The 18,870-nt window shown below is 73.7% G+C and carries 17 protein-coding genes and 3 pseudogenes; 16 read left to right on the top strand and 4 right to left on the bottom strand.

The features are described from left to right. Window positions 1-109: 109 nt before the first annotated feature. From JNW87_RS06920 to argH, 11 genes and pseudogenes are all read left to right on the top strand, one after another. Window positions 110-1,321 (top strand): nucleotide sugar dehydrogenase, encoded by a 1,212-nt coding sequence (locus JNW87_RS06920; RefSeq protein WP_109801022.1) that lies wholly within the window; start codon window positions 110-112, stop codon window positions 1,319-1,321. Continuing rightward, window positions 1,318-2,118 (top strand): glycosyltransferase family 2 protein, encoded by an 801-nt coding sequence (locus JNW87_RS06915; RefSeq protein WP_236647406.1) that lies wholly within the window; start codon window positions 1,318-1,320, stop codon window positions 2,116-2,118. Before JNW87_RS06920 ends, JNW87_RS06915 begins: the two co-directional genes overlap by 4 nt. Window positions 2,119-2,126: 8 nt before the next feature. Beyond that, on the top strand, window positions 2,127-3,152 hold the full coding sequence (locus JNW87_RS06910; protein WP_109801021.1) for an NAD(P)-dependent oxidoreductase: 1,026 nt from the start codon (window positions 2,127-2,129) through the stop codon (window positions 3,150-3,152). Window positions 3,153-3,322: 170 nt separating this feature from the next. Further along, window positions 3,323-4,324 carry an N-acetyl-gamma-glutamyl-phosphate reductase gene (gene argC, locus JNW87_RS06905; RefSeq protein ID WP_109801020.1) on the top strand — a complete coding sequence of 334 codons (1,002 nt, stop codon included), beginning with the start codon at window positions 3,323-3,325 and terminating at the stop codon, window positions 4,322-4,324. After that, window positions 4,321-5,493 carry a bifunctional glutamate N-acetyltransferase/amino-acid acetyltransferase ArgJ gene (gene argJ / locus JNW87_RS06900; protein WP_238453323.1) on the top strand — a complete coding sequence of 391 codons (1,173 nt, stop codon included), beginning with the start codon at window positions 4,321-4,323 and terminating at the stop codon, window positions 5,491-5,493. The genes argC and argJ overlap by 4 nt, the downstream gene beginning before the upstream one ends. After that, window positions 5,490-6,377, top strand: coding sequence for an acetylglutamate kinase (gene argB, locus JNW87_RS06895; protein ID WP_238453322.1), 888 nt, complete (start codon window positions 5,490-5,492; stop codon window positions 6,375-6,377). Before argJ ends, argB begins: the two co-directional genes overlap by 4 nt. After that, window positions 6,374-7,653: pseudogene (locus JNW87_RS06890) on the top strand (acetylornithine transaminase). Before argB ends, JNW87_RS06890 begins: the two are co-directional and overlap by 4 nt. Then, window positions 7,650-8,579: an ornithine carbamoyltransferase gene (gene argF / locus JNW87_RS06885; protein WP_238453321.1), complete on the top strand. Its 930-nt coding sequence runs from the start codon at window positions 7,650-7,652 to the stop codon at window positions 8,577-8,579. The pseudogene JNW87_RS06890 and the gene argF overlap by 4 nt, the downstream one beginning before the upstream one ends. Then, window positions 8,576-9,088: an arginine repressor gene (locus tag JNW87_RS06880; RefSeq protein WP_238453320.1), complete on the top strand. Its 513-nt coding sequence runs from the start codon at window positions 8,576-8,578 to the stop codon at window positions 9,086-9,088. Before argF ends, JNW87_RS06880 begins: the two co-directional genes overlap by 4 nt. After that, a complete protein-coding gene (locus tag JNW87_RS06875) occupies window positions 9,085-10,287 on the top strand; it encodes an argininosuccinate synthase (protein ID WP_238453319.1) in 1,203 nt (400 codons plus the stop codon). Before JNW87_RS06880 ends, JNW87_RS06875 begins: the two co-directional genes overlap by 4 nt. Before the next feature lie 17 nt (window positions 10,288-10,304). Further along, window positions 10,305-11,767 (top strand): annotated as a pseudogene (argH, locus tag JNW87_RS06870) (argininosuccinate lyase). 40 nt (window positions 11,768-11,807) lie between these two features. On the opposite strand, the gene JNW87_RS06865 reads toward argH, so the two are convergent. Both JNW87_RS06865 and JNW87_RS06860 read right to left on the bottom strand, forming a co-directional pair. Beyond that, complete coding sequence (locus JNW87_RS06865) at window positions 11,808-12,146, bottom strand: MmcQ/YjbR family DNA-binding protein (protein ID WP_238453331.1); 339 nt, start codon at window positions 12,144-12,146, stop codon at window positions 11,808-11,810. Between the two features lie 74 nt (window positions 12,147-12,220). Continuing rightward, a complete protein-coding gene (locus JNW87_RS06860; RefSeq protein WP_238453318.1) occupies window positions 12,221-12,646 on the bottom strand; it encodes a DNA-binding protein in 426 nt (141 codons plus the stop codon). Window positions 12,647-12,738: 92 nt separating this feature from the next. On the opposite strand from JNW87_RS06860, the gene JNW87_RS06855 reads away from it, so the two are divergent. From JNW87_RS06855 to JNW87_RS06845, 3 genes are all read left to right on the top strand, one after another. After that, on the top strand, window positions 12,739-13,365 hold the full coding sequence (locus tag JNW87_RS06855) for a DNA-3-methyladenine glycosylase (RefSeq protein WP_109801011.1): 627 nt from the start codon (window positions 12,739-12,741) through the stop codon (window positions 13,363-13,365). 151 nt (window positions 13,366-13,516) lie between these two features. Then, a complete protein-coding gene (locus JNW87_RS06850; protein ID WP_238453317.1) occupies window positions 13,517-14,602 on the top strand; it encodes an exo-alpha-sialidase in 1,086 nt (361 codons plus the stop codon). Beyond that, window positions 14,603-14,878 carry a ubiquitin-like small modifier protein 1 gene (locus tag JNW87_RS06845; protein ID WP_109801009.1) on the top strand — a complete coding sequence of 92 codons (276 nt, stop codon included), beginning with the start codon at window positions 14,603-14,605 and terminating at the stop codon, window positions 14,876-14,878. It begins immediately after the preceding gene. An 83-nt stretch (window positions 14,879-14,961) separates the two neighbouring features. On the opposite strand, the gene JNW87_RS06840 is transcribed toward JNW87_RS06845, so the two are convergent. Next, window positions 14,962-15,504 (bottom strand): DUF3224 domain-containing protein, encoded by a 543-nt coding sequence (locus JNW87_RS06840; RefSeq protein WP_238453316.1) that lies wholly within the window; start codon window positions 15,502-15,504, stop codon window positions 14,962-14,964. Between the two features lie 181 nt (window positions 15,505-15,685). Here JNW87_RS06840 and JNW87_RS06835 point away from each other — a divergent pair, with 181 nt between their 5' ends. Together JNW87_RS06835 and JNW87_RS06830 are read left to right on the top strand one after the other, a co-directional pair. Next, entirely contained in the window at window positions 15,686-16,792 is a 1,107-nt protein-coding gene (locus JNW87_RS06835; RefSeq protein ID WP_238453315.1) for an LLM class flavin-dependent oxidoreductase, read from the top strand. Then, window positions 16,789-17,414, top strand: a pseudogene (locus JNW87_RS06830) (FMN reductase). The gene JNW87_RS06835 and the pseudogene JNW87_RS06830 overlap by 4 nt, the downstream one beginning before the upstream one ends. 155 nt (window positions 17,415-17,569) lie before the next feature. On the opposite strand, the gene JNW87_RS06825 reads toward JNW87_RS06830, so the two are convergent. Further along, complete coding sequence (locus JNW87_RS06825; RefSeq protein ID WP_238453314.1) at window positions 17,570-18,451, bottom strand: universal stress protein; 882 nt, start codon at window positions 18,449-18,451, stop codon at window positions 17,570-17,572. Window positions 18,452-18,870 lie beyond the last annotated feature (419 nt).

Below are 18,870 nucleotides of genomic sequence, written 5' to 3'. Positions count from 1 at the left end.
GCGGTGACGGCATCTTCGGCTACCCACGGCTCACCTGCGAGCGGTTAGCCTGCTTGGATTCCGGCCATCGCCGGGATCACACCCCCGCCACCCCCACGGGAGTCCAGCCATGTCCGAGGATCCGGCTCCGCCGCCCATCTCCGTCGACGTCTGCATCGTCGGCGGCTGCGGTCGGGTGGGTCTGCCGCTGGGCATCGCGTTTGCCTCCCGCGGCCTGTCCGTCGTGCTGTACGACATCAACGCCGACGCGGTGGCCACGGTGAACGCCGGCATCCTGCCCTTCGCCGAGCCGGGCGCCGCCGAGGCGCTCGCCGAGGCGGTGACCGCCGGCCGGCTGCGGGCCAGCACCGACCCGGTCAGCGTGGGTGCCTCCGAGCACCTGGTCGTGGTGGTCGGAACCCCGGTCGACGAGCACCTCAACCCGGACCTGGGTGCGGTGCCCCGGGCGCTGGAGCGCTGCGCCGAGCACCTGCGCGACGGGCAGCTGGTGGTGCTGCGCAGCACCGTCTACCCGGGGGTGACGGCGCTGACCGAGAAGCTCCTGGTCGGCAAGGGCATCCGCGCCGACGTGGCGTTCTGCCCGGAGCGGATCGCCGAGGGCCGGGCGATGACGGAGCTGTTCACGCTGCCGCAGATCGTCGCCGCCCGTACGCCGCACGCCCTCGCCCGGGCGGAGAAGCTCTTCCGGCACCTGACCGAGGAGATCGTGCCACTCGAGCCGGAGGAGGCCGAGCTGGCGAAGTTGTTCACCAACACCTGGCGGTACATCAAGTTCGCCACCGCGAACCAGTTCTGGATGATGGCGAACGACTTCGGGCTCGACTTCGCCCGGATCCGGCACGCGGTCGCGCACGACTATCCGCGCGCCGCCGATCTGCCGATGCCCGGTTTCGCCGCCGGCCCCTGCCTGTTCAAGGACACCATGCAGCTGGCCGCGTTCAACCGGAACAACTTCGTGCTCGGCCACTCCGCGATGCTGATCAACGAGGGGCTGCCGCTCTACCTGGTGTCCCGGCTGGAGGACCGGTTCGATCTGGCGGACCTGACCGTGGGCATCCTCGGGATGGCCTTCAAGGGCGGCAGCGACGACCCGCGGGAGAGCCTGGCGTACAAGCTGCGCAAGATCCTGGCGTTGAAGACCCGGGAGACGCTCTGCACCGACCCGTACGTCGCCGACGACCGCCTGGTCGAGCTGGACGAGGTGCTGCGTCGGGCGGACCTGCTGGTGATCGCCGCTCCGCACGAGCAGTACGCCCGGCTGGAGACCGACCTGCCGGTCATCGACATGTGGGGCCTGACCGGGACCGGGGTGCGGGTGTGACGCCGCGGGTGTCGGTGATCGTGCCGGTCTACAACGAGGGCGAGGCGATCCTGCGCTGCCTGGAGCGGATGCTGCGCGAGACGCTGCTCCCGGCCGAGGTGCTGATCGTGCACGACATGCCGGAGGACATCACCGTCCCGTACGTGGAGCAGATCGCCCGCACCGACCCGCGGGTGCGCGCGGTGCTCAACACCTACGGCCGGGGCCCGGCGAACGCCATCCGGTTCGGCATCGACGTGGCCCTCGCCCCGGTCGTGGTGGTGACGATGGCCGACGGCTGTGACGACCCGCGCCAGATCGACGAGCTGGCCCGGCTGGTGGACCGGGGCGTGGTGGTCGCGGCCGCGTCCCGCTACATGCCGGGCGGCCAGCAGGTGGGCGGGCCGCGGCTGAAGCGGATGATGTCCCGCTGGGCGGGGCGCAGCCTCTACACGTTCGCCCGGGTCGGCACCCGGGACGCCACCAACAGTTTCAAGGCGTATGACACCGCATTCGTCCGCGAGGTGGGCATCGAGTCGCGGACCGGCTTCGAAATCGGGCTCGAGCTGACCGCCAAGGCCAACCGGCTGCGCCTGCCGGTCGCCGAGATACCCACGATCTGGTTGGACCGGCCGCTCGGGGAGTCCCACTTCGACCTGGGCCGGTTCCTCCCCGGTTACCTGCGCTGGTACTTCTTCGCCTACGGTCGACGGCTGAGCCGGGAGAGGCTGGCGGCCCGGGCGGCCGGCTCGCGGTCGTTCGCGACGCCGACGCCCCGCGCGCCGCAGGACAGCACCGAGTACGAGAAGACCGCATAGGAGCGCACGTGGCGAAAGTCCTGGTAACTGGTTCGGCCGGCTTCATCGGCGGCTACCTGGTGCAGGAGTTGCTGGGCCGGGGCCACGAGGTCGTCGGGATCGACAACTTCTCGAAGTACGGCCCGGTCACCCACAGCTACGACGACCACCCCCGGTTCCGGTTCGTCGAGGGCGACGCGCGGGACGTGGACCTGCTGACCACGCTGCTGGACGGCTGTGACCACCTGGTCGCGGGCGCGGCGATGATCGGCGGCATCTCCTACTTCCACGCGTACGCCTACGACCTGCTCGCCACCAACGAGCGGATCATGGCGGCCACCTGCGACGCGGCCATCCGCGCCCATCGGGACGGCCGGCTGGCGAAGGTCACCTACCTCTCCTCCTCGATGGTCTTCGAATCCACCGAGCACTGGCCGAGCAGGGAGGGCGACGAGCGGCGCATCCCACCGCCGCTGTCGTCGTACGGGTTCCAGAAGCTGGCCGTGGAGTACTACGCCCGGGCCGCCTGGGAGCAGTACCGGCTGCCGTACACGATCGTGCGGCCGTTCAACTGCGTCGGCGTGGGGGAGGGGCGCGCGCTGGGCCAGGTCGAGGTGCTCTCCGGCAACGTCAAGCTGGCGATGTCGCACGTGGTGCCCGACCTGGTGCAGAAGATCGTCAAGGGGCAGGACCCGCTGCACATCCTCGGCGAGGGCGGCCAGGTGCGGCACTACACCTACGGCGGGGACCTGGCCCGGGGCATCGCCACCGCGATCGAGCACCCGGCGGCCCACAACGACGACTTCAACCTCTCCACGGCCGAGTCGACCAGCGTGCTGGAGCTGGCCGAGCTGATCTGGCGCAAGATCAAGGGCCCGGACGTGCCGTTCCGGCACGTTTCCGACGAACCCTTCCGCTACGACGTGCAGAAGCGGGTGCCGGACGTGACGAAGTCCCGCGAGGTGCTCGGCTTCACCGCCACCACCTCGCTGGACGAGATGCTCGACGAGGTCATCCCGTGGGTGACCCGGGCGGTCGAGGAGGGCCGCCTCTGACGTCCGCCGTTCGTCCCCGCACGGCCCGTGTCGCTCGCCGCGGCGCGGGCGTCGGCGTCTCTGCCGGGGTGATCGCGATCACGTCCTCATTTCCATGCAATGGGACGCATGAACTTGCAGCGCAGCCCCCCGCAGACTAGCCTTCAGTGCATAGTCATGCGGAGGTGGGTATGGGCATCCGAGTCGCGGTCGCCGGGGCCAGCGGTTACGCCGGTGGCGAGCTGCTGCGCCTGGTCGCCGGGCACCCGGAGTTCGATCTGGTCACCGCCACCGCCCACGCGCAGGCCGGCCGGCCCGTCACCGCCGTACACCCGCAGCTCGCGGGCCTGGACCTGGTGCTCGGGGCGACCGACCCGACCGCCCTGGCCGACGCGGACCTGGTCTTCCTGGCCCTGCCGCACGGCGAGTCGGCGGCGCTCGCCGCCGCCCTGCCGGAGACGGTCAAGGTGGTCGATCTCGGCGCCGACCACCGGCTGCGCGACGCCGCCGCCTGGGCCCGGTACTACGGCGGCCCGCACGCGGGCGCCTGGACCTACGGCCTGCCCGAGCTGCCCGGCCAACGGGCCGCCATCGCCGCCGCCACCCGGGTGGCCAACACGGGCTGCTACGCCGTCGCCACCACCCTCGCGCTCGCGCCGCTGATCGCCGCGGGCGCGGTCCACGCCACCGACGTGGTGGTGGTCGCCGCCTCCGGGTCCTCCGGCGCCGGCCGGGCCGCCAAGGCCCACCTGCTCGGCAGCGAGGTGATGGGCGACCTGTCGCCCTACAAGGTCGGCGCCCACCAGCACGTGCCGGAGATCAAGCAGGCCACCGGCGCGACCAGCCTCTCCTTCACCCCGGTGCTCGCCCCCATGCCGCGCGGCATCCTCGCCACGGTCACCGCCGTGCCCACCGGCGACGCCGACCCGCACGCGGTGCTCACCGCGGCGTACGCGGACGCCCCCTTCGTGCACGTGCTGCCCGAGAGGACGTGGCCGCACACCGCGGCCACCGCCGGCGGGAACTCCTGCCACCTGCAGGCCGCGGTGGACCTCGACTCCGGCCGGGTGATCGTGGCCAGCGCCGTCGACAACCTCGGCAAGGGCGCGGCCGGCCAGGCCGTGCAGAACGCCAACCTGATGTTCGGCCTCCCCGAGACCACCGGACTCTCCGTTTGGGGGATCGCCCCGTGACCGTCACCGTTCCCCGGGGCTTCCGGGCGGCCGGGGTCGCCGCCGGCCTCAAGACCAGCGGCGCCGCGGACATCGCCCTCGTCGTCAACGACGGCCCCGACGCCGGCGTGGCCGGCGTCTTCACCGCCAACCGGGTCAAGGCGGCGCCGGTGCTCTGGAGCCAGCAGGTGGTCCGGGGCGGCGTGGTCCGCGCCGTGGTGCTCAACTCCGGCGGCGCGAACGCCTGCACCGGGCCGGCCGGATTCCAGGACACCCACGCCACCGCCGAACACACCGCCGCCGCGCTCACCGCCGGCAGCCCCCGGCTGATGCTCGGCGCCGCCGAGGTGGCGGTCTGCTCCACCGGGCTGATCGGCGAGCGGCTGCCGATGCGGAAGCTGCTGCCCGGGGTGCGCAGCGCCGTCCGCGGGCTCGCCCGTGACGGCGGCGCGGCGGCGGCCGAGGCGATCATGACCACCGACACCCGGCCGAAGACCACCGTCGCCAAGGGCAGCGGCTGGACCGTCGGCGGGATGGCCAAGGGCGCCGGGATGCTCGCCCCCGCCATGGCCACCATGCTCTGCGTCCTCACCACCGACGCGGTCGCCGGGCCGGAGACCCTCGACGCCGCGCTGCGCGCCGCCACCCGGGTCACCTTCGACCGGATCGACTCCGACGGCTGCATGTCCACCAACGACACCGTGCTGCTGCTGGCCAGCGGCGCGTCCGGCATCGAGCCGACCGGGGCTGAACTGACCGCCGCGGTCACCGCCGCCTGCCACGACCTGGCCCAGCAGCTCATCGCCGACGCCGAGGGCGCCACCAAGCAGATCGCGATCGACGTGGTCGGCGCCGCCGACTCCGACGACGCCGTCGAGGTGGGCCGCTCGGTGGCCCGCAACAACCTGGTCAAGACCGCGCTCTTCGGCAACGACCCGAACTGGGGCCGGATCCTCGCCGCCGTCGGCACCACCTCGGCCGCGTTCGAGCCGGACGGCGTGGACGTCGCGGTCAACGGCGTCTGGGTGTGCCGCTCCGGCGCCGCCGCGGAGGATCGGTCCAAGGTGGACCTGACCGGGCGGGACGTCACCATCCGGATCGACCTGCACGGCGGCGACGCGGCCGCGACGATCTGGACCAACGACCTGTCGCACGCGTACGTGCACGAGAACTCGGCGTACTCCACATGAGTCTCTCCGCGGACCTCACCCGGGCCCAGGCCAAGGCCGAGACGCTGATCGAGGCCCTGCCCTGGCTGGCGAACTTCTCCGGCGCGACCGTCGTGGTCAAGTACGGCGGCAACGCCATGGTCGACCCCGAACTCCAGCGCGCCTTCGCCGCCGACATGGTCTTCCTCCGGTACGCCGGCCTCAAGCCCGTCGTGGTGCACGGCGGCGGGCCGCAGATCTCCGCCATGCTCGGCCGGCTCGGCATCGCCAGCGAGTTCAAGGGCGGGCTGCGGGTCACCACCGCCGAGGCGATGGACGTCGTCCGGATGGTGCTCGTCGGCCAGGTCGGCCGGGAACTGGTCGGGCTGATCAACGCGCACGGCCCGTTCGCCGTCGGCCTCTCCGGCGAGGACGCCGGTCTCTTCACCGCCGTGCGCCGCCCGGCGTACGTGGACGGGGAGCCGGTCGACGTCGGGCAGGTCGGCGACGTCGAGTCGGTGGACGTCTCCGCGGTGGCCGACCTCATCGCGGCCGGCCGGATCCCGGTCATCTCCACCGTCGCGCCGGACGTCGACGGGGTGCTGCACAACCTCAACGCCGACACGGCCGCCGCCGCCCTCGCCGCCGCCCTCGCCGCCCGCAAGCTGGTCGTCCTCACCGACGTCCCCGGCCTGTACGCGGACTGGCCGGACACCGCCAGCCTGGTCAGCGAGATCAGCACCGACGACCTGGCCAAGCTGCTGCCGTCCCTGGAATCGGGGATGGTCCCGAAGATGGAGGCCTGCCTGCGGGCGGTGCGCGGGGGAGTGCCCGCCGCGCACGTCGTCGACGGCCGGGTCGCCCACTCCACGCTCCTCGAAGTGTTCACCTCGGAAGGATTCGGCACGATGGTGGTTCCGTCATGAGCACGCTGGTGGAGCGCTGGTGCGCGGCCATGATGGACAACTACGGCACCCCGCCGCTCGCGCTGGTCTCCGGCTCCGGCGCGGTGGTCACCGACGAGGCCGGCCGGGAGTACGTCGACCTGCTCGGCGGCATCGCGGTCAACGCCCTCGGCCACGCCCACCCGGCCGTGGTGGCCGCCGTGTCCAGGCAGGTCGCCACCCTCGGTCACGTCTCGAACCTCTTCGTCGCCGAGCCGCCGGTGGCCCTGGCCGAACTGCTGCTGGCCCTGGCCGGGCGCCCCGGGCGGGTCTTCTTCGCCAACTCCGGCGCCGAGGCCAACGAGACCGCGTTCAAGCTCTCCCGGCTCACCGGCCGCACCCACGTGGTCGCCGCGCGGGGCGGCTTCCACGGCCGCACCATGGGTGCGCTGGCGCTCACCGGCCAGCCGGCCAAGGCCGACCCGTTCCGCCCGCTCCCCGGCGAGGTCACCCACGTCGCGTACGGCGACGTGGCGGCCCTCGAGGCGGCCGTGACCGACGCGACCGCAATGGTGATCCTGGAGCCGATCCAGGGCGAGAACGGCATCGTGGTCCCGCCCGCCGGCTACCTCGCGGCGGCCCGGCGGCTCACCGCCCGGCACGGCGCGCTGCTGGTGCTCGACGAGGTGCAGACCGGCGTCGGCCGGACCGGGCACTGGTTCGCCCACCAGGCCGAGGGCGTCGAACCGGACCTCGTCACGCTCGCCAAGGGGCTCGGCGGCGGCCTGCCGATCGGCGCCTGCCTGGCCTTCGGCCGGGCCGCCGAACTGCTCGGTCCCGGCTCGCACGGCACCACCTTCGGCGGCAACCCGGTCAGTTGCGCGGCCGCCCTCGCCGTGATCGCCACCATCGCCAACGAGGGGCTGCTCGATCACGTCAAGCGGGTCGGCGAGCGGCTGCGCCGGGGGATCGAGGCGCTCGGACACCCCCTCGTGACCGACGTCCGCGGCGCCGGGCTGCTGCTCGGCATCGTGCTCGCCGAACCGGTCTCCGGCCCGGTGGCGACCGCCCTGCGCGACACCGGCTTCCTGGTCAACCCGGTGCAGCCCGGCGTGGTCCGGCTCGCCCCGCCGCTGATCCTCACCGCCGGGCAGGCCGACGCCTTCCTCGCCGCCCTCCCGGCGGCGCTCGACGCGCCACCCCCGCCGCCCCGGGCGAGGCGGGACCTGCTGGCAAGCAGCGCCTGGCGGGGCCGGCCGCGACCGGCATCTCGACCCCGGCACCGACGACCACGAGCAGCGCGGAGGTCAGCGCATGATCCGGCACTTCCTGCGGGACGACGACCTGACCCCGGCCGAACAGGCGGTGGTGCTCGACCTGGCCGCCCGGATGAAGGCCGACCGGTTCGCGTACCAGCCCCTCGCCGGGCCGCGGTCGGTGGCGGTGCTCTTCGACAAGCAGAGCCTGCGCACCCGGATCTCCTTCGACGCCGGCATCGCCGAACTGGGCGGCCACCCGCTCGTGGTGGACACCCAGGTCACCCACTTCGGCCGGGGCGAGACCCTCGCCGACGCCGGCCGCGTGCTCTCCCGCTACGTCGCCGCGATCGTGCTGCGCACCCACGGCGACGACCGGATCGCCGAGGTCGCCTCGCACGCCACCGTGCCGGTGGTCAACGCGCTCACCGACGACTACCACCCCTGCCAGCTCCTCGCCGACCTGCTCACCGTCCGCGAACGGTTCGGCGCCGTCACCGGGCGGACCCTCGCGTACGTGGGGGACTCGGCCAACAACATGGCCCACTCGTACCTGCTGGCCGGCGCCACCGCCGGGATGCACGTCCGGATCGCCGGCCCCGTCGGCTTCCAGCCCGATCCCGAGATCGTGGCCCGGGCCGAGAAGATCGCGGCCGGCACCGCCGGCTCGGTCCGGCTGCTGACCGACCCGGTCGAGGCCGCCCGCGGCGCCCACGTGCTGGCCACCGACACCTGGACCTCGATGGGCCAGGAGGACGACGGGCTGGACCGGATCACCCCGTTCCGGCCGTACCAGATCAACGCGGCGCTGCTCGGCCACGCCGCGCCGGACGCGATCGTGCTGCACTGCCTGCCGGCGCACCGGGGTGAGGAGATCACCGACGAGGTGCTCGACGGGCCGCGGAGCGCGGTCTTCGACCAGGCGGAGAATCGCCTGCACGCCCAGAAGGCGCTGCTCACGTTTCTCCTGGAGGCATCGACATCATGACCGCCCCGCTGACCCGTACCGCCCGGCACGCCCGCATCGTCGAGCTGATCCGCGAGAAGGCGATCCACTCGCAGACCGAGCTGGCCGACCTGCTCGCCGGCGACGGCATCCAGGTCACCCAGGCCACCCTCTCCCGGGACCTCAAGGAACTGGGGGCGGTCACCGCGCGCGGCGGCGACGGCCGGGGCGTCTACCTGATCCCCGAGGACGGCCACCGGCCGCTGCGCGACGCCGAGGCCGCCCCGGCCCGGCTCGTCCGGCTGCTGCGCGAGCTGCTCAACGGGGTCGACTCCAGCGGCAACATCGCCGTGCTGCGCACCCCGCCGGGCGCAGCCCAATTCCTGGCCAGCGCGTTGGACCGAGCGGGCCTGCCCGAGATCGTCGGCACCATCGCCGGCGACGACACCATCCTCGTCGTGGCCCGCGAGGCCCTCGGCGGGGCCGCGCTCGGCGACAAGCTCGCCGGCTGGGCCCGCCGCGATGACAACGTTGAAGGGAGCACCCCATGACCGAGCGGGTCGTCCTGGCGTACTCCGGGGGTCTCGACACCTCCGTCGCCATTCCCTACCTGGCCGAGCGGACCGGCGCCGAGGTGATCGCGGTCGCGGTCGACGTCGGGCAGGGCGGCGAGGACCTGAACGCCATCCGGCAGCGCGCCCTGGACTGCGGCGCCGTCGAGTCCGAGGTGGTCGACGCGCGCGACGAGTTCGCCGCCGACTACTGCCTGCCGGCGATCCGGGCCAACGCCCTCTACATGGACCGCTACCCGCTGGTCTCCGCGCTGTCCCGGCCGCTGATCGTCAAGCACCTGGTCGCGGCGGCCCGCAAGCACGGCGGCACCATCGTGTCGCACGGCTGCACCGGCAAGGGCAACGACCAGGTCCGCTTCGAGGTCGGCCTGGGCGCGCTCGCCCCCGACCTGAAGATCGTGGCCCCGGCCCGGGACTTCGCCTGGACCCGGGACAAGGCGATCGCCTTCGCCGAGGAGAAGGGGCTGCCGATCGACGTGTCGGCCAAGTCCCCGTACTCCATCGATCAGAACCTGTGGGGTCGCGCGGTGGAGACCGGCTTCCTCGAGGACATCTGGAACGGCCCGATCGAGGACCTGTACTCGTACACGTCCGACCCGGCCGAGCCGCGGGACGCCGACGAGGTCGTGATCTCCTTCGACGCCGGCAACCCGGTCGCGATCGACGGCGAGACCGTCACCCCGTACCAGGCGATCCTGGAGCTGAACCGGCGCGCCGGCGCGCAGGGCGTGGGCCGGCTCGACATGGTCGAGGATCGTCTCGTCGGCATCAAGAGCCGCGAGGTGTACGAGGCCCCCGGCGCGATCGCGCTGATCACCGCCCACCAGGAGCTGGAGGCGGTCACCGTCGAGCGCGACCTGGCCCGGTTCAAGCGCGGCGTCGACCAGCGCTGGGGCGAGCTGGTCTACGACGGCCTCTGGTTCTCGCCGCTGAAGAACTCCCTCGACGCGTTCATCGCCGACGCCCAGCAGCACGTCTCCGGCGAGGTGCGGCTGACCCTGCACGGCGGCCGGGCCACCGTCACCGGCCGGCGCTCCGAGTCCAGCCTGTACGACTTCGGCATGGCCACCTACGACACCGGCGACACCTTCGACCAGTCCCTGGCGAAGGGCTTCGTGCAGCTGTGGGGCCTGCCGAGCAAGATGGCCGCCGCGCGGGACGCCCGGTTGGGCGGCTGAAGATCGTGGGCACCACAATGGGCGGGGTGGACGACAAGAGCCTGACCGAGAACAGCGCCGCCACCAACCGGACGAGCCTGTGGGGCGGCCGGTTCGCCGGCGGCCCCTCCGAGGCCCTCGCACGGCTGTCGGTGAGCGTCCAGTTCGACTGGCGCCTCGCCCCGTACGATCTCGCCGGGTCCCGGGCGCACGCCCGGGTCCTCGCCGGCGCCGGCCTGCTCGACCCCGAGGAACTGGGCCGGATCCTGGCGGCGCTGGACGACCTGGAGGCCGCCTGCGCCTCCGGGCAGTTCCGCCCGACCGTCGACGACGAGGACGTGCACACCGCCCTCGAACGCGGCCTGCTGGAGCGGCTCGGCAGCCTCGGCGGCAAGCTGCGCGCCGGGCGGTCCCGCAACGACCAGGTCGCCACCGACCTGCGGCTCTACCTGCGCGACCACGCCCGCGGCGTGGCCGCCCGCCTGGTCGAACTGGCCGAGGCGCTGGTCGAGCAGGCCGGGCGGCACGTGGACACCGCCGCGCCCGGCATGACCCACCTGCAGCACGCCCAGCCGGTCACCTTCGGGCACTGGCTGCTCGCCCACGTGCAGCCGCTGCTGCGCGACCTGGAACGGCTGCGGGACTGGGACCACCGAGCGGCGATCAGCCCGCTCGGCGCGGGCGCGCTCGCCGGCTCGGGCCTGCCGCTGGACCCAATGGCCGTCGCCAAGGAGCTGGGCTTCCGCACGTCCTTCGCCAACTCGATGGACGCCGTCGCCGACCGGGACTTCGTCGCCGAGTTCCTCTTCGTCACCGCGATGATCGGCGTGCACCTGTCCCGCCTCGGCGAGGAGGTGGTGCTCTGGACGTCGCACGAGTTCGGCTGGGTCGAGCTGGACGACGCCTTCGCCACCGGCTCGTCGATCATGCCGCAGAAGAAGAACGCGGACATCGCTGAGCTGGCCCGGGGCAAGTCCGGCCGCCTGGTCGGCGGGCTGATGAGCGTGCTCACCATGCTCAAGGGCCTGCCGATGACGTATGACCGGGACATGCAGGAGGACAAGGAGCCGGCCTTCGACGCGGTCGACACCCTGGAGCTGCTGCTGCCGGCCCTCGCCGGGATGATCTCCACGATGACGGTCCGGGTCGACCGCCTGGTGGCCGCCGCGCCGGTCGGCTTCTCCCTCGCCACCGAGGTGGCGGACTGGCTGGTCCGCAAGGGCGTGCCGTTCCGCGACGCGCACGAGATCACCGGCAAGCTGGTCGCGCTCTGCGTGGCCCGGGACTGCGCCCTGGACGAGGTCTCCGACGCCGACCTGGCGACGGTGAGCGAGCACCTCGACCCGTCGGTGCGCGACGTGCTGTCGGTCCGCTCCGCCCTCGCCGCGCGCACCACGCCCGGCTCGACCGGCCCCGGGCCGGTCGCCGACCAGCTCGCCGCGCCGCCGACAGGCTGTTCGGCTGGCGGGAGTGGGCCGCCGAGCGGGTCGTCCCCCGCTGAGGTCGCCGGGTCGCGCGGGTGGCCCCACCCGCGCCGACCCTCAGCCCGTCGGGCGCTCCCGCTTCGGCAGCTTCGCCACCACCGCGTCGTACGACCCGTCGACGGCGTCGATCAGTTCCTCGTCGCCGATCCCGGCGTCCAGGCGCAGCGTGTTCCAGCCGGACCGCCCGATGTACGGCGATGCTTTCGCGTCCTGCGGGAACCGGTGCAGCCACTCGTCGGCGACGTCCCGGTTCGGGCCGCACTTCACGCCCACCCGCGCCTCGCCGTCGGGGGAGCCGAGGAACGCGAAGATCCGGCTCCCCACCTTGACCACCTCGTCGCCCTCCCACGGCTGGTCCAGCCAGGCGCCCGGCTTGGCCAGGCAGTACGCCAGCATCTCCTCGCGCGTCATCGCGTCCTCCCGTCGCCCGCTTGCGGGCCCAGTCTCGCGCATGCCTGCGACGCCGCCGCTCAGTCGCCGGTGCCGGTCCGGACGGTCAGCCGCTCGTAGCGCTGGCGGGCCGCCTGGGCGCTGCCCAGCCCGAGCCCGAAGGCGATCGCCTGCCAGGTCAGGCCGCGGCCGCGGGCGACCTGCAACAGACCCGCCTCCAGGGCGTCGACCTCGGCGCGGACGTGCGGGATCAGGGTCAGCGCGGCCATCAGGTCGGCCCGGTCGACCGGCTCCTCGCCGGGCTCCAGCTCGGCCCCGCCGGCGAGGGCCATCACCAGCGTCGCCGCCTCGTAGGCGTCCGGCACGTCCGGGTGGGCGTACCGGCGGCGGCGGGCGTCCGTGCCGGCGTGCCGCTCGGCGATCCGCAGCAGCGCCGCGTAGTTGCGGTGCGCGCGGGCCTGGGCAGCATCCGGAGCGGTGAACGGGTCGTTGTCCAGCGTGACCATGTGTTTTATCAGAGCCGCTTGAACACCCCTTTGTCAACAGTTTGTTGAAAGCAAGTCGTGCTCATCTCCGCGGCGCCGACTAGGGTCGAGCCATGACCGCCGCTGACCCCGTGACCACCGCCGACCTCGTCGAGCTGCTCGCCGGCCCGGTCGTGCCGGCCGCGCGCGGGCTGCTCGGCTGCCGGCTCGCCGCGGGCGGGGTCACCGTCCGGATCACCGAGGTCGAGGCGTACGCCGGCACGGCCGGGGACCCGGCCTCGCACGCCCACCGGGGGCGCACCCCGCGCAACGCGGTGATGTTCGGGCCGGCCGGGCACGCCTACGTCTACTTCACCTACGGCATGCACTGGTGCGTGAACGTGGTGACCGGCCTGGACGGGGAGGCCTCGGCGGTGCTGCTGCGGGCCGGCGAGGTGGTCGACGGCCTCGACGCCGCCCGGGCCCGGCGCCCCGCCGTACGCCGGGACGTGGACCTCGCCCGTGGGCCCGCCCGGCTCTGCGCGGCGCTCGGCATCGACCGCTCCGCCTACGGCCTCGACCTGCTCGGCGACGGCCCGGTGCGGCTGCGACCGCCCCTCGAGCCGGTGGCCGAGGCGGCGATCGAGGCCGGCCCGCGGGTCGGCGTCACCGGGGCGCACGACGTGCCGTGGCGGTTCTGGATCTCCGGCGATCCGACGGTGAGCGCCTACCGGCGGCACGTGCCCAGGGTGCGACGCTGAGCCCCGGCGTGGCCGGGCGGAAATGTGTCGGAGGGCGTGGCCATAATCACTAGGCCCGAGTCCACGGGTGGCGGCTTCCGCCTGTCCCGGCTTTTCGCCGGATCGCCGCCCGGACCCGGCCATCTGCCCGCCGACGGATCGGAGGACCGTCATGGCAACGCTGCTCGCGATCGGCACCGGCAAAGGTCTCTTCCTCGCCACCAGCAACGACGGTCGACGCGGCTGGGAGGTGAGCGGGCCGCACTTCCCGATGACCGGCGTCTACGCGGTGGCCGTCGACAAGCGCCCCGGCACGCCCCGGGTGCTCGCCGGCACGACCAGTTCGCACTTCGGGCCGAGCGTGGCCAGCAGCGACGACCTGGGCGCCTCCTGGCAGGAGCCGGACCAGGCGCCGGTGGCCTTCCCGGCGGACACCGGCGTCAGCCTCGGTCGGGTCTGGCAGCTCACCCCGGCCGGCGCCGATCAGCCCGACGTGGTCTGGGCCGGCACCGAGCCCTCGGCGCTGTTCCGCTCCGACGACGGCGGCCGCAGCTTCGCCCTGGTCCGGGCGCTCTGGGACCACCCGCACCGGGAGCGGTGGGGCGCGGGCTTCGGCGGCCAGGCGGTGCACAGCGTGCTGCCGCACCCCCGTGACCCGGCCCGGATGGCGGTGGCGATGTCCACCGGCGGGGTTTACCGCACCGAGGACGGCGGGGCGAGCTGGGCGCCGGGCAACACCGGCATCCGGGCGTACTTCCTGCCCGACGAGTGGCCCGAGTTCGGGCAGTGCGTCCACAAGATCGCCCGGGACGCCGGCGATCCCGAGCGGCTCTACGCGCAGAACCATCACGGCGTCTACCGCTCCGACGACGACGGTCGCACCTGGACGTCGATCGCCGCCGGCCTGCCCAGCGACTTCGGCTTCCCGATGGTCGCCCACCCGTCCCGGTCCGGCACGATCTACGCGTTCCCGCTGACCGCCGACGCGCAGCGCTACCCCGTCGATCACCGCTGCCGGGTCTACCGCTCCATCGACGCCGGCGACAAGTGGGAGCCGCTGACCGTCGGGCTGCCCGAGGGGCCGTTCCACCCGTCCGTGCTGCGCGACGCGATGTGCGTGGACGACGCCGACCCGGCCGGGGTCTACTTCGGCACCCGCTCCGGCGAGGTCTACGCCAGCCGGGACGAGGGGGACTCCTGGTCCCTGGTCGCCGCCCACCTGCCCGACGTCCTCTGCGTCCGCGCCGCGGAGCTCTGAGTGGTCACCGTGCTGCTGCCGGGCCCGCTGCGCGGCGAGGCCGGCGGCGCGAGCCGGCTCACCGTGGCCGCCACCGGCACCCTGCGGGGGGTCCTCGACGAGCTGGCCGGGGCGTGGCCCCGACTGGCTCGCCGGATCCGCGACGAGCGGGGCGAGCTGCGCCGGTACGTCAACGTCTACGTCGACGGCGAGGACTGCCGGCACGTCGGCGGACTGGACACCCCGGTCGGCGACGGCGCCGAGGTGCAGGTGCTTCCCTCGGTGGCCGGCGGCTGACCGGTCCGCCGGGGTCCCGCGTCCCGCCATGATCCGCTAGGGTCGGCGGCTCCGGCGGACGAGGGGAGCGGCGCGGTGACGTCCTACGAGTGGGGGCGATTGATCGGACGACTGATGTGCCAGTCCCTGATGCTGGCGCTGATCGTCGGCGCGATCGTGCTCGTCGTGATCCGGCAGCGACGCCGGCGCCGCCCGCCGGTCCCGCCCCACCCGGTGCACGGCTGGCAGCAGCCGTACCCGGGCCAGCCGTATCCCGGCCAGCCATACCCGGGCCAGTCGCAGCAGGGTGGCCCACCGGCCGATCCAGGCCCGGGTTGGCAGCAGCCGCATCCGCAGCAGGGCTGGTCGCCGCCGCATCCGGGCCAGCCGTACGGCGGCCCGCCCCAGCCCGGCGGCGGCCCGCAGCCGCCGTACCCGGGTCCCCAGCCGCCCCGGGCCTGATATCGCACCGCGGAGGTCTCCACCTGTGCCCGGCACATCAGGATCCGGGTGGTGCTGGCGCCGGTGAGGTCGCCGGTGAAGGTCTTGGTGATCCGGGCCTCGGCCAGCACCGCCCCGTCGGCCTCGTCGTACGCTTCCTGGTCCCAGCTGTCGAGGGTGAAGCTGCCCTCCGCGCGTCCGGTCATGCCCTGATCCTCCGCCCCGAGGCTGACATCCCCCATCAGGTACGGCCGGCGTTTCCGGCCCGGTCCGCGGCGTGAGGTGGGCCACCCGCGGGCAGGCCCGCCACGGAATAGTTGCTTTGGCAAATATGTTGTGCGGGACGATCCGGGCCACGGCGGTCCGGCGGCACGCGAGGAGCTGGTCATGCAGTTCGGAGTCTTCACCGTCGGCGACGTCACGGTCGACCCGACCACGGGGCGGCTGCCGTCCGAGCATGAGCGGATCAAGGCCATGGTGGCCATCGCCCTCAAGGTCGAGGAGGTCGGGCTCGACGTCTTCGCCACCGGCGAGCACCACAACCCGCCGTTCGTGCCCTCGTCGCCGACCACCATGCTGGGCCACATCGCCGCCCGCACCGAGCGACTGCTGCTCTCCACCTCCACCACGCTGATCACCACCAACGACCCGGTGAAGATCGCCGAGGACTACGCGATGCTCCAGCATCTGGCCGACGGCCGGGTCGACCTGATGATGGGGCGCGGCAACACCGGACCGGTCTACCCGTGGTTCGGCCAGGACATCCGCAACGGCATCCCGCTCGCCATCGAGAACTACGACCTGCTGCACCGGCTCTGGCGCGAGGACGTGGTCGACTGGAAGGGCCGCTTCCGTACGGCGCTGCAGTCGTTCACCGCGACGCCGCGCCCACTCGACGGCGTGCCGCCGTTCGTGTGGCACGGCTCGATCCGCAGCCCCGAGATCGCCGAGCAGGCCGCGTACTACGGTGACGGCTTCTTCGCCAACCACATCTTCTGGCCGAAGGAGCACACCCAGCGGATGGTCGGCCTCTACCGCCAGCGGTTCGCCCACTACGGCCACGGCACGCCCGAGCAGGCCATCGTCGGGCTCGGCGGGCAGGTCTTCATGCGGCGCAACTCCCAGGACGCGGTCCGCGAGTTCCGGCCGTACTTCGACAACGCCCCGGTCTACGGGCACGGGCCCTCGCTGGAGGAGTTCACCGCCCAGACGCCGCTCACCGTCGGCAGCCCGCAGCAGGTCATCGACCGTACGCTCGGCTTCCGCGAGTACGTCGGCGACTACCAGCGCCAGCTCTTCCTGATGGACCACGCCGGTCTGCCGTTGAAGACGGTGCTCGAACAGCTCGACCTGCTCGGCGAGGAGGTCGTCCCGGTGCTCCGCAAGGAGTTCGACGCGCTGCGTCCCGCCCACGTACCCGGGGCGCCCACCCACGCCTCGCTGGTCGCGGCCCGCGACGCGGCGGACCTGACCGGCGCGGAGGGCGGCCGATGACCCGGCGCACCCTGGCCGTGGTCTCGGCCGGCCTCGGCCGGCCCTCCTCGACCCGGCTGCTCGCCGACCAGCTCGCCGCGGCCATTCGCGACGAGCTGGACCGGCGCGGCGCCGCCGTCGAGCTCCACCCGATCGAGCTGCGCGAACACGCCCACGACGTGGTGAACCACCTGCTCACCGGCTTCCCCTCGCCGGCGCTGCGGGAGGTGCTGGACGCGGTGGCCGGCGCCGACGGGCTGATCGCCGTCACGCCGATCTTCAACGCCTCCTACAACGGACTGTTCAAGTCCTTCTTCGACGTGGTCGACTCCGACGCGCTGGCCGGGCGGCCGGTGCTGATCGGCGCCACCGGCGGCACCGCCCGGCACTCGCTCGCCCTGGAGCACGCGGTCCGGCCGATGTTCGCCTACCTGCGCGCGCTGGTCGTGCCGACGGCGGTCTTCGCCGCGCCCGAGGACTGGGCAGGCGAGGGAGCCGACGCGGCCCTCCGCGCCCGGATCCGGCGGCCGCCGGCGAACTCGCCGACCAGGTCGACCGCCGCCCGGCCGCGATCGGTCCCGCCGACCCGTTCGCCGTCACCACCAGCTTCGAGGACCTGCTCGCCGGCCGCGACCCCGCCTGAGCCGGATCGCGACCCGACCTGAGCCGCGGCCGCGGCCACGCCCGGGCAGGCCCCGGTCCGGGGCCAGAGCCGGCCGCTACCCGGCCTGAGCGGGCAGCCACCTGGGCCCCATCCGGCCGCCACCCGCCGTGCCCGCGCCCACCACGGGCGCGGGCTCAGTCGGTCGGCTCGTACGGGTGGGCGACCAGCACCGGGCAGTGGGCGTGCTGCACCAGCGCATGGCTGACCGAGCCGAGCAGCAGCCCGGCGAAGCCGCCCCGGCCCCGGGAGCCGACCACCACCAACTCGGCTTCCCCGCTCGCCTCGATCAGCGCCTGCTCCGGCTTGGCGGCCCGCACCGGTCGCTCGGTCACGGTCAGCCCGGGATGGTCGGCCCGTACCCGGCCGGCCACGCCGGCCAGCAGGTCGGCCGATCCGGCCTGCTCGGCCGCACCCGACTCCGCCACCTCCTCGGGCAGACCCCCGGGCCGGCCGTCGGGTCGTACGTGCATCAGCACCAGGGCCCTGTCCCGGCGTACCGCCTCGTCGGCGGCCTGCCGGACGGCGAGCGCCGCCGACTCGGAGCCGTCCACCCCGACCACCACCGGCCCGCCCGCCGGGATCGGCTCGTCGGCCGGCCGGACCACCAGCACCGGGCAGTGCCCGTGCTGGGCGACCTGGCCGCTGACCGAGCCCAGCAGCAGGCCGGCGAACCCGCCGTGCCCGCGGCTGCCGACCACCACCAGCTCGGCCCGGCGGGACTCCGCGACCAGCGCGGCGCCCGGCCCGCCGGCCACCTGGCGCACCTCCACGCGCAGGCCGGCACGGCGCTCGGCGAGTTCCGCGGCCACCTGCTCCAGCATCTTCTGCGCCGCCTCGGTCGGCGCCGGCACCCCGATATCGTACGGGTTGAGCGGCACGCCGTAGCCGAGCGGGTGCAGGTAGCCGTGCACCAGGTGCAGCGGCCGGGACCGCTGGACCGCGGTGCGCGCCGCGTGTTCCGCGGCGACCAGGCTGGACGGTGATCCGTCGACGCCCACGACGACAGGTCGAATCATCAGCTCCCCCAGAGGTCGATCAGGCCATTGTCGACCTACCCGGCGCCGCCGGTCCGCATTTGTCCCGCGCGGCCCCGGGAGCACTCCCGACTCGCACGATCGTCGGCGCCGGCCGGCGACGCGGCCGACGCGGGCGGGGTGTGCGGCCGGTCAGGCGGAGTCGCTACCCCCGTGGTGCCGGACGACGGCGGAGCGGGCTGCGCGCGTGGTGCGGCACGGCGTGGCTGACGGAGCCGAAGGTGCAGCGCAGCACACCGGGGTCGAGTTCACCGCAGCAGGGGTGCGCCAGCTGATGGCGTCGGACGAACCCTAGCGTCCGTCGCTGCCGGCGGTGGCCGGCCCGGCCAGGGCGTACCGGCGGACGACCAGCTCGTCCACCTCGAGCCGGCCGATGCGCAGCTCCCGGATGGCCGCCCGGC

The sequence above is a fragment of the Micromonospora sp. ATA51 genome, from assembly GCF_016802855.1.
GTDB lineage: Bacteria > Actinomycetota > Actinomycetes > Mycobacteriales > Micromonosporaceae > Micromonospora > Micromonospora sicca.
Note: the sequence above shows the minus strand (reverse complement) of the source record. Positions and strands in the feature narration are given on the sequence as shown.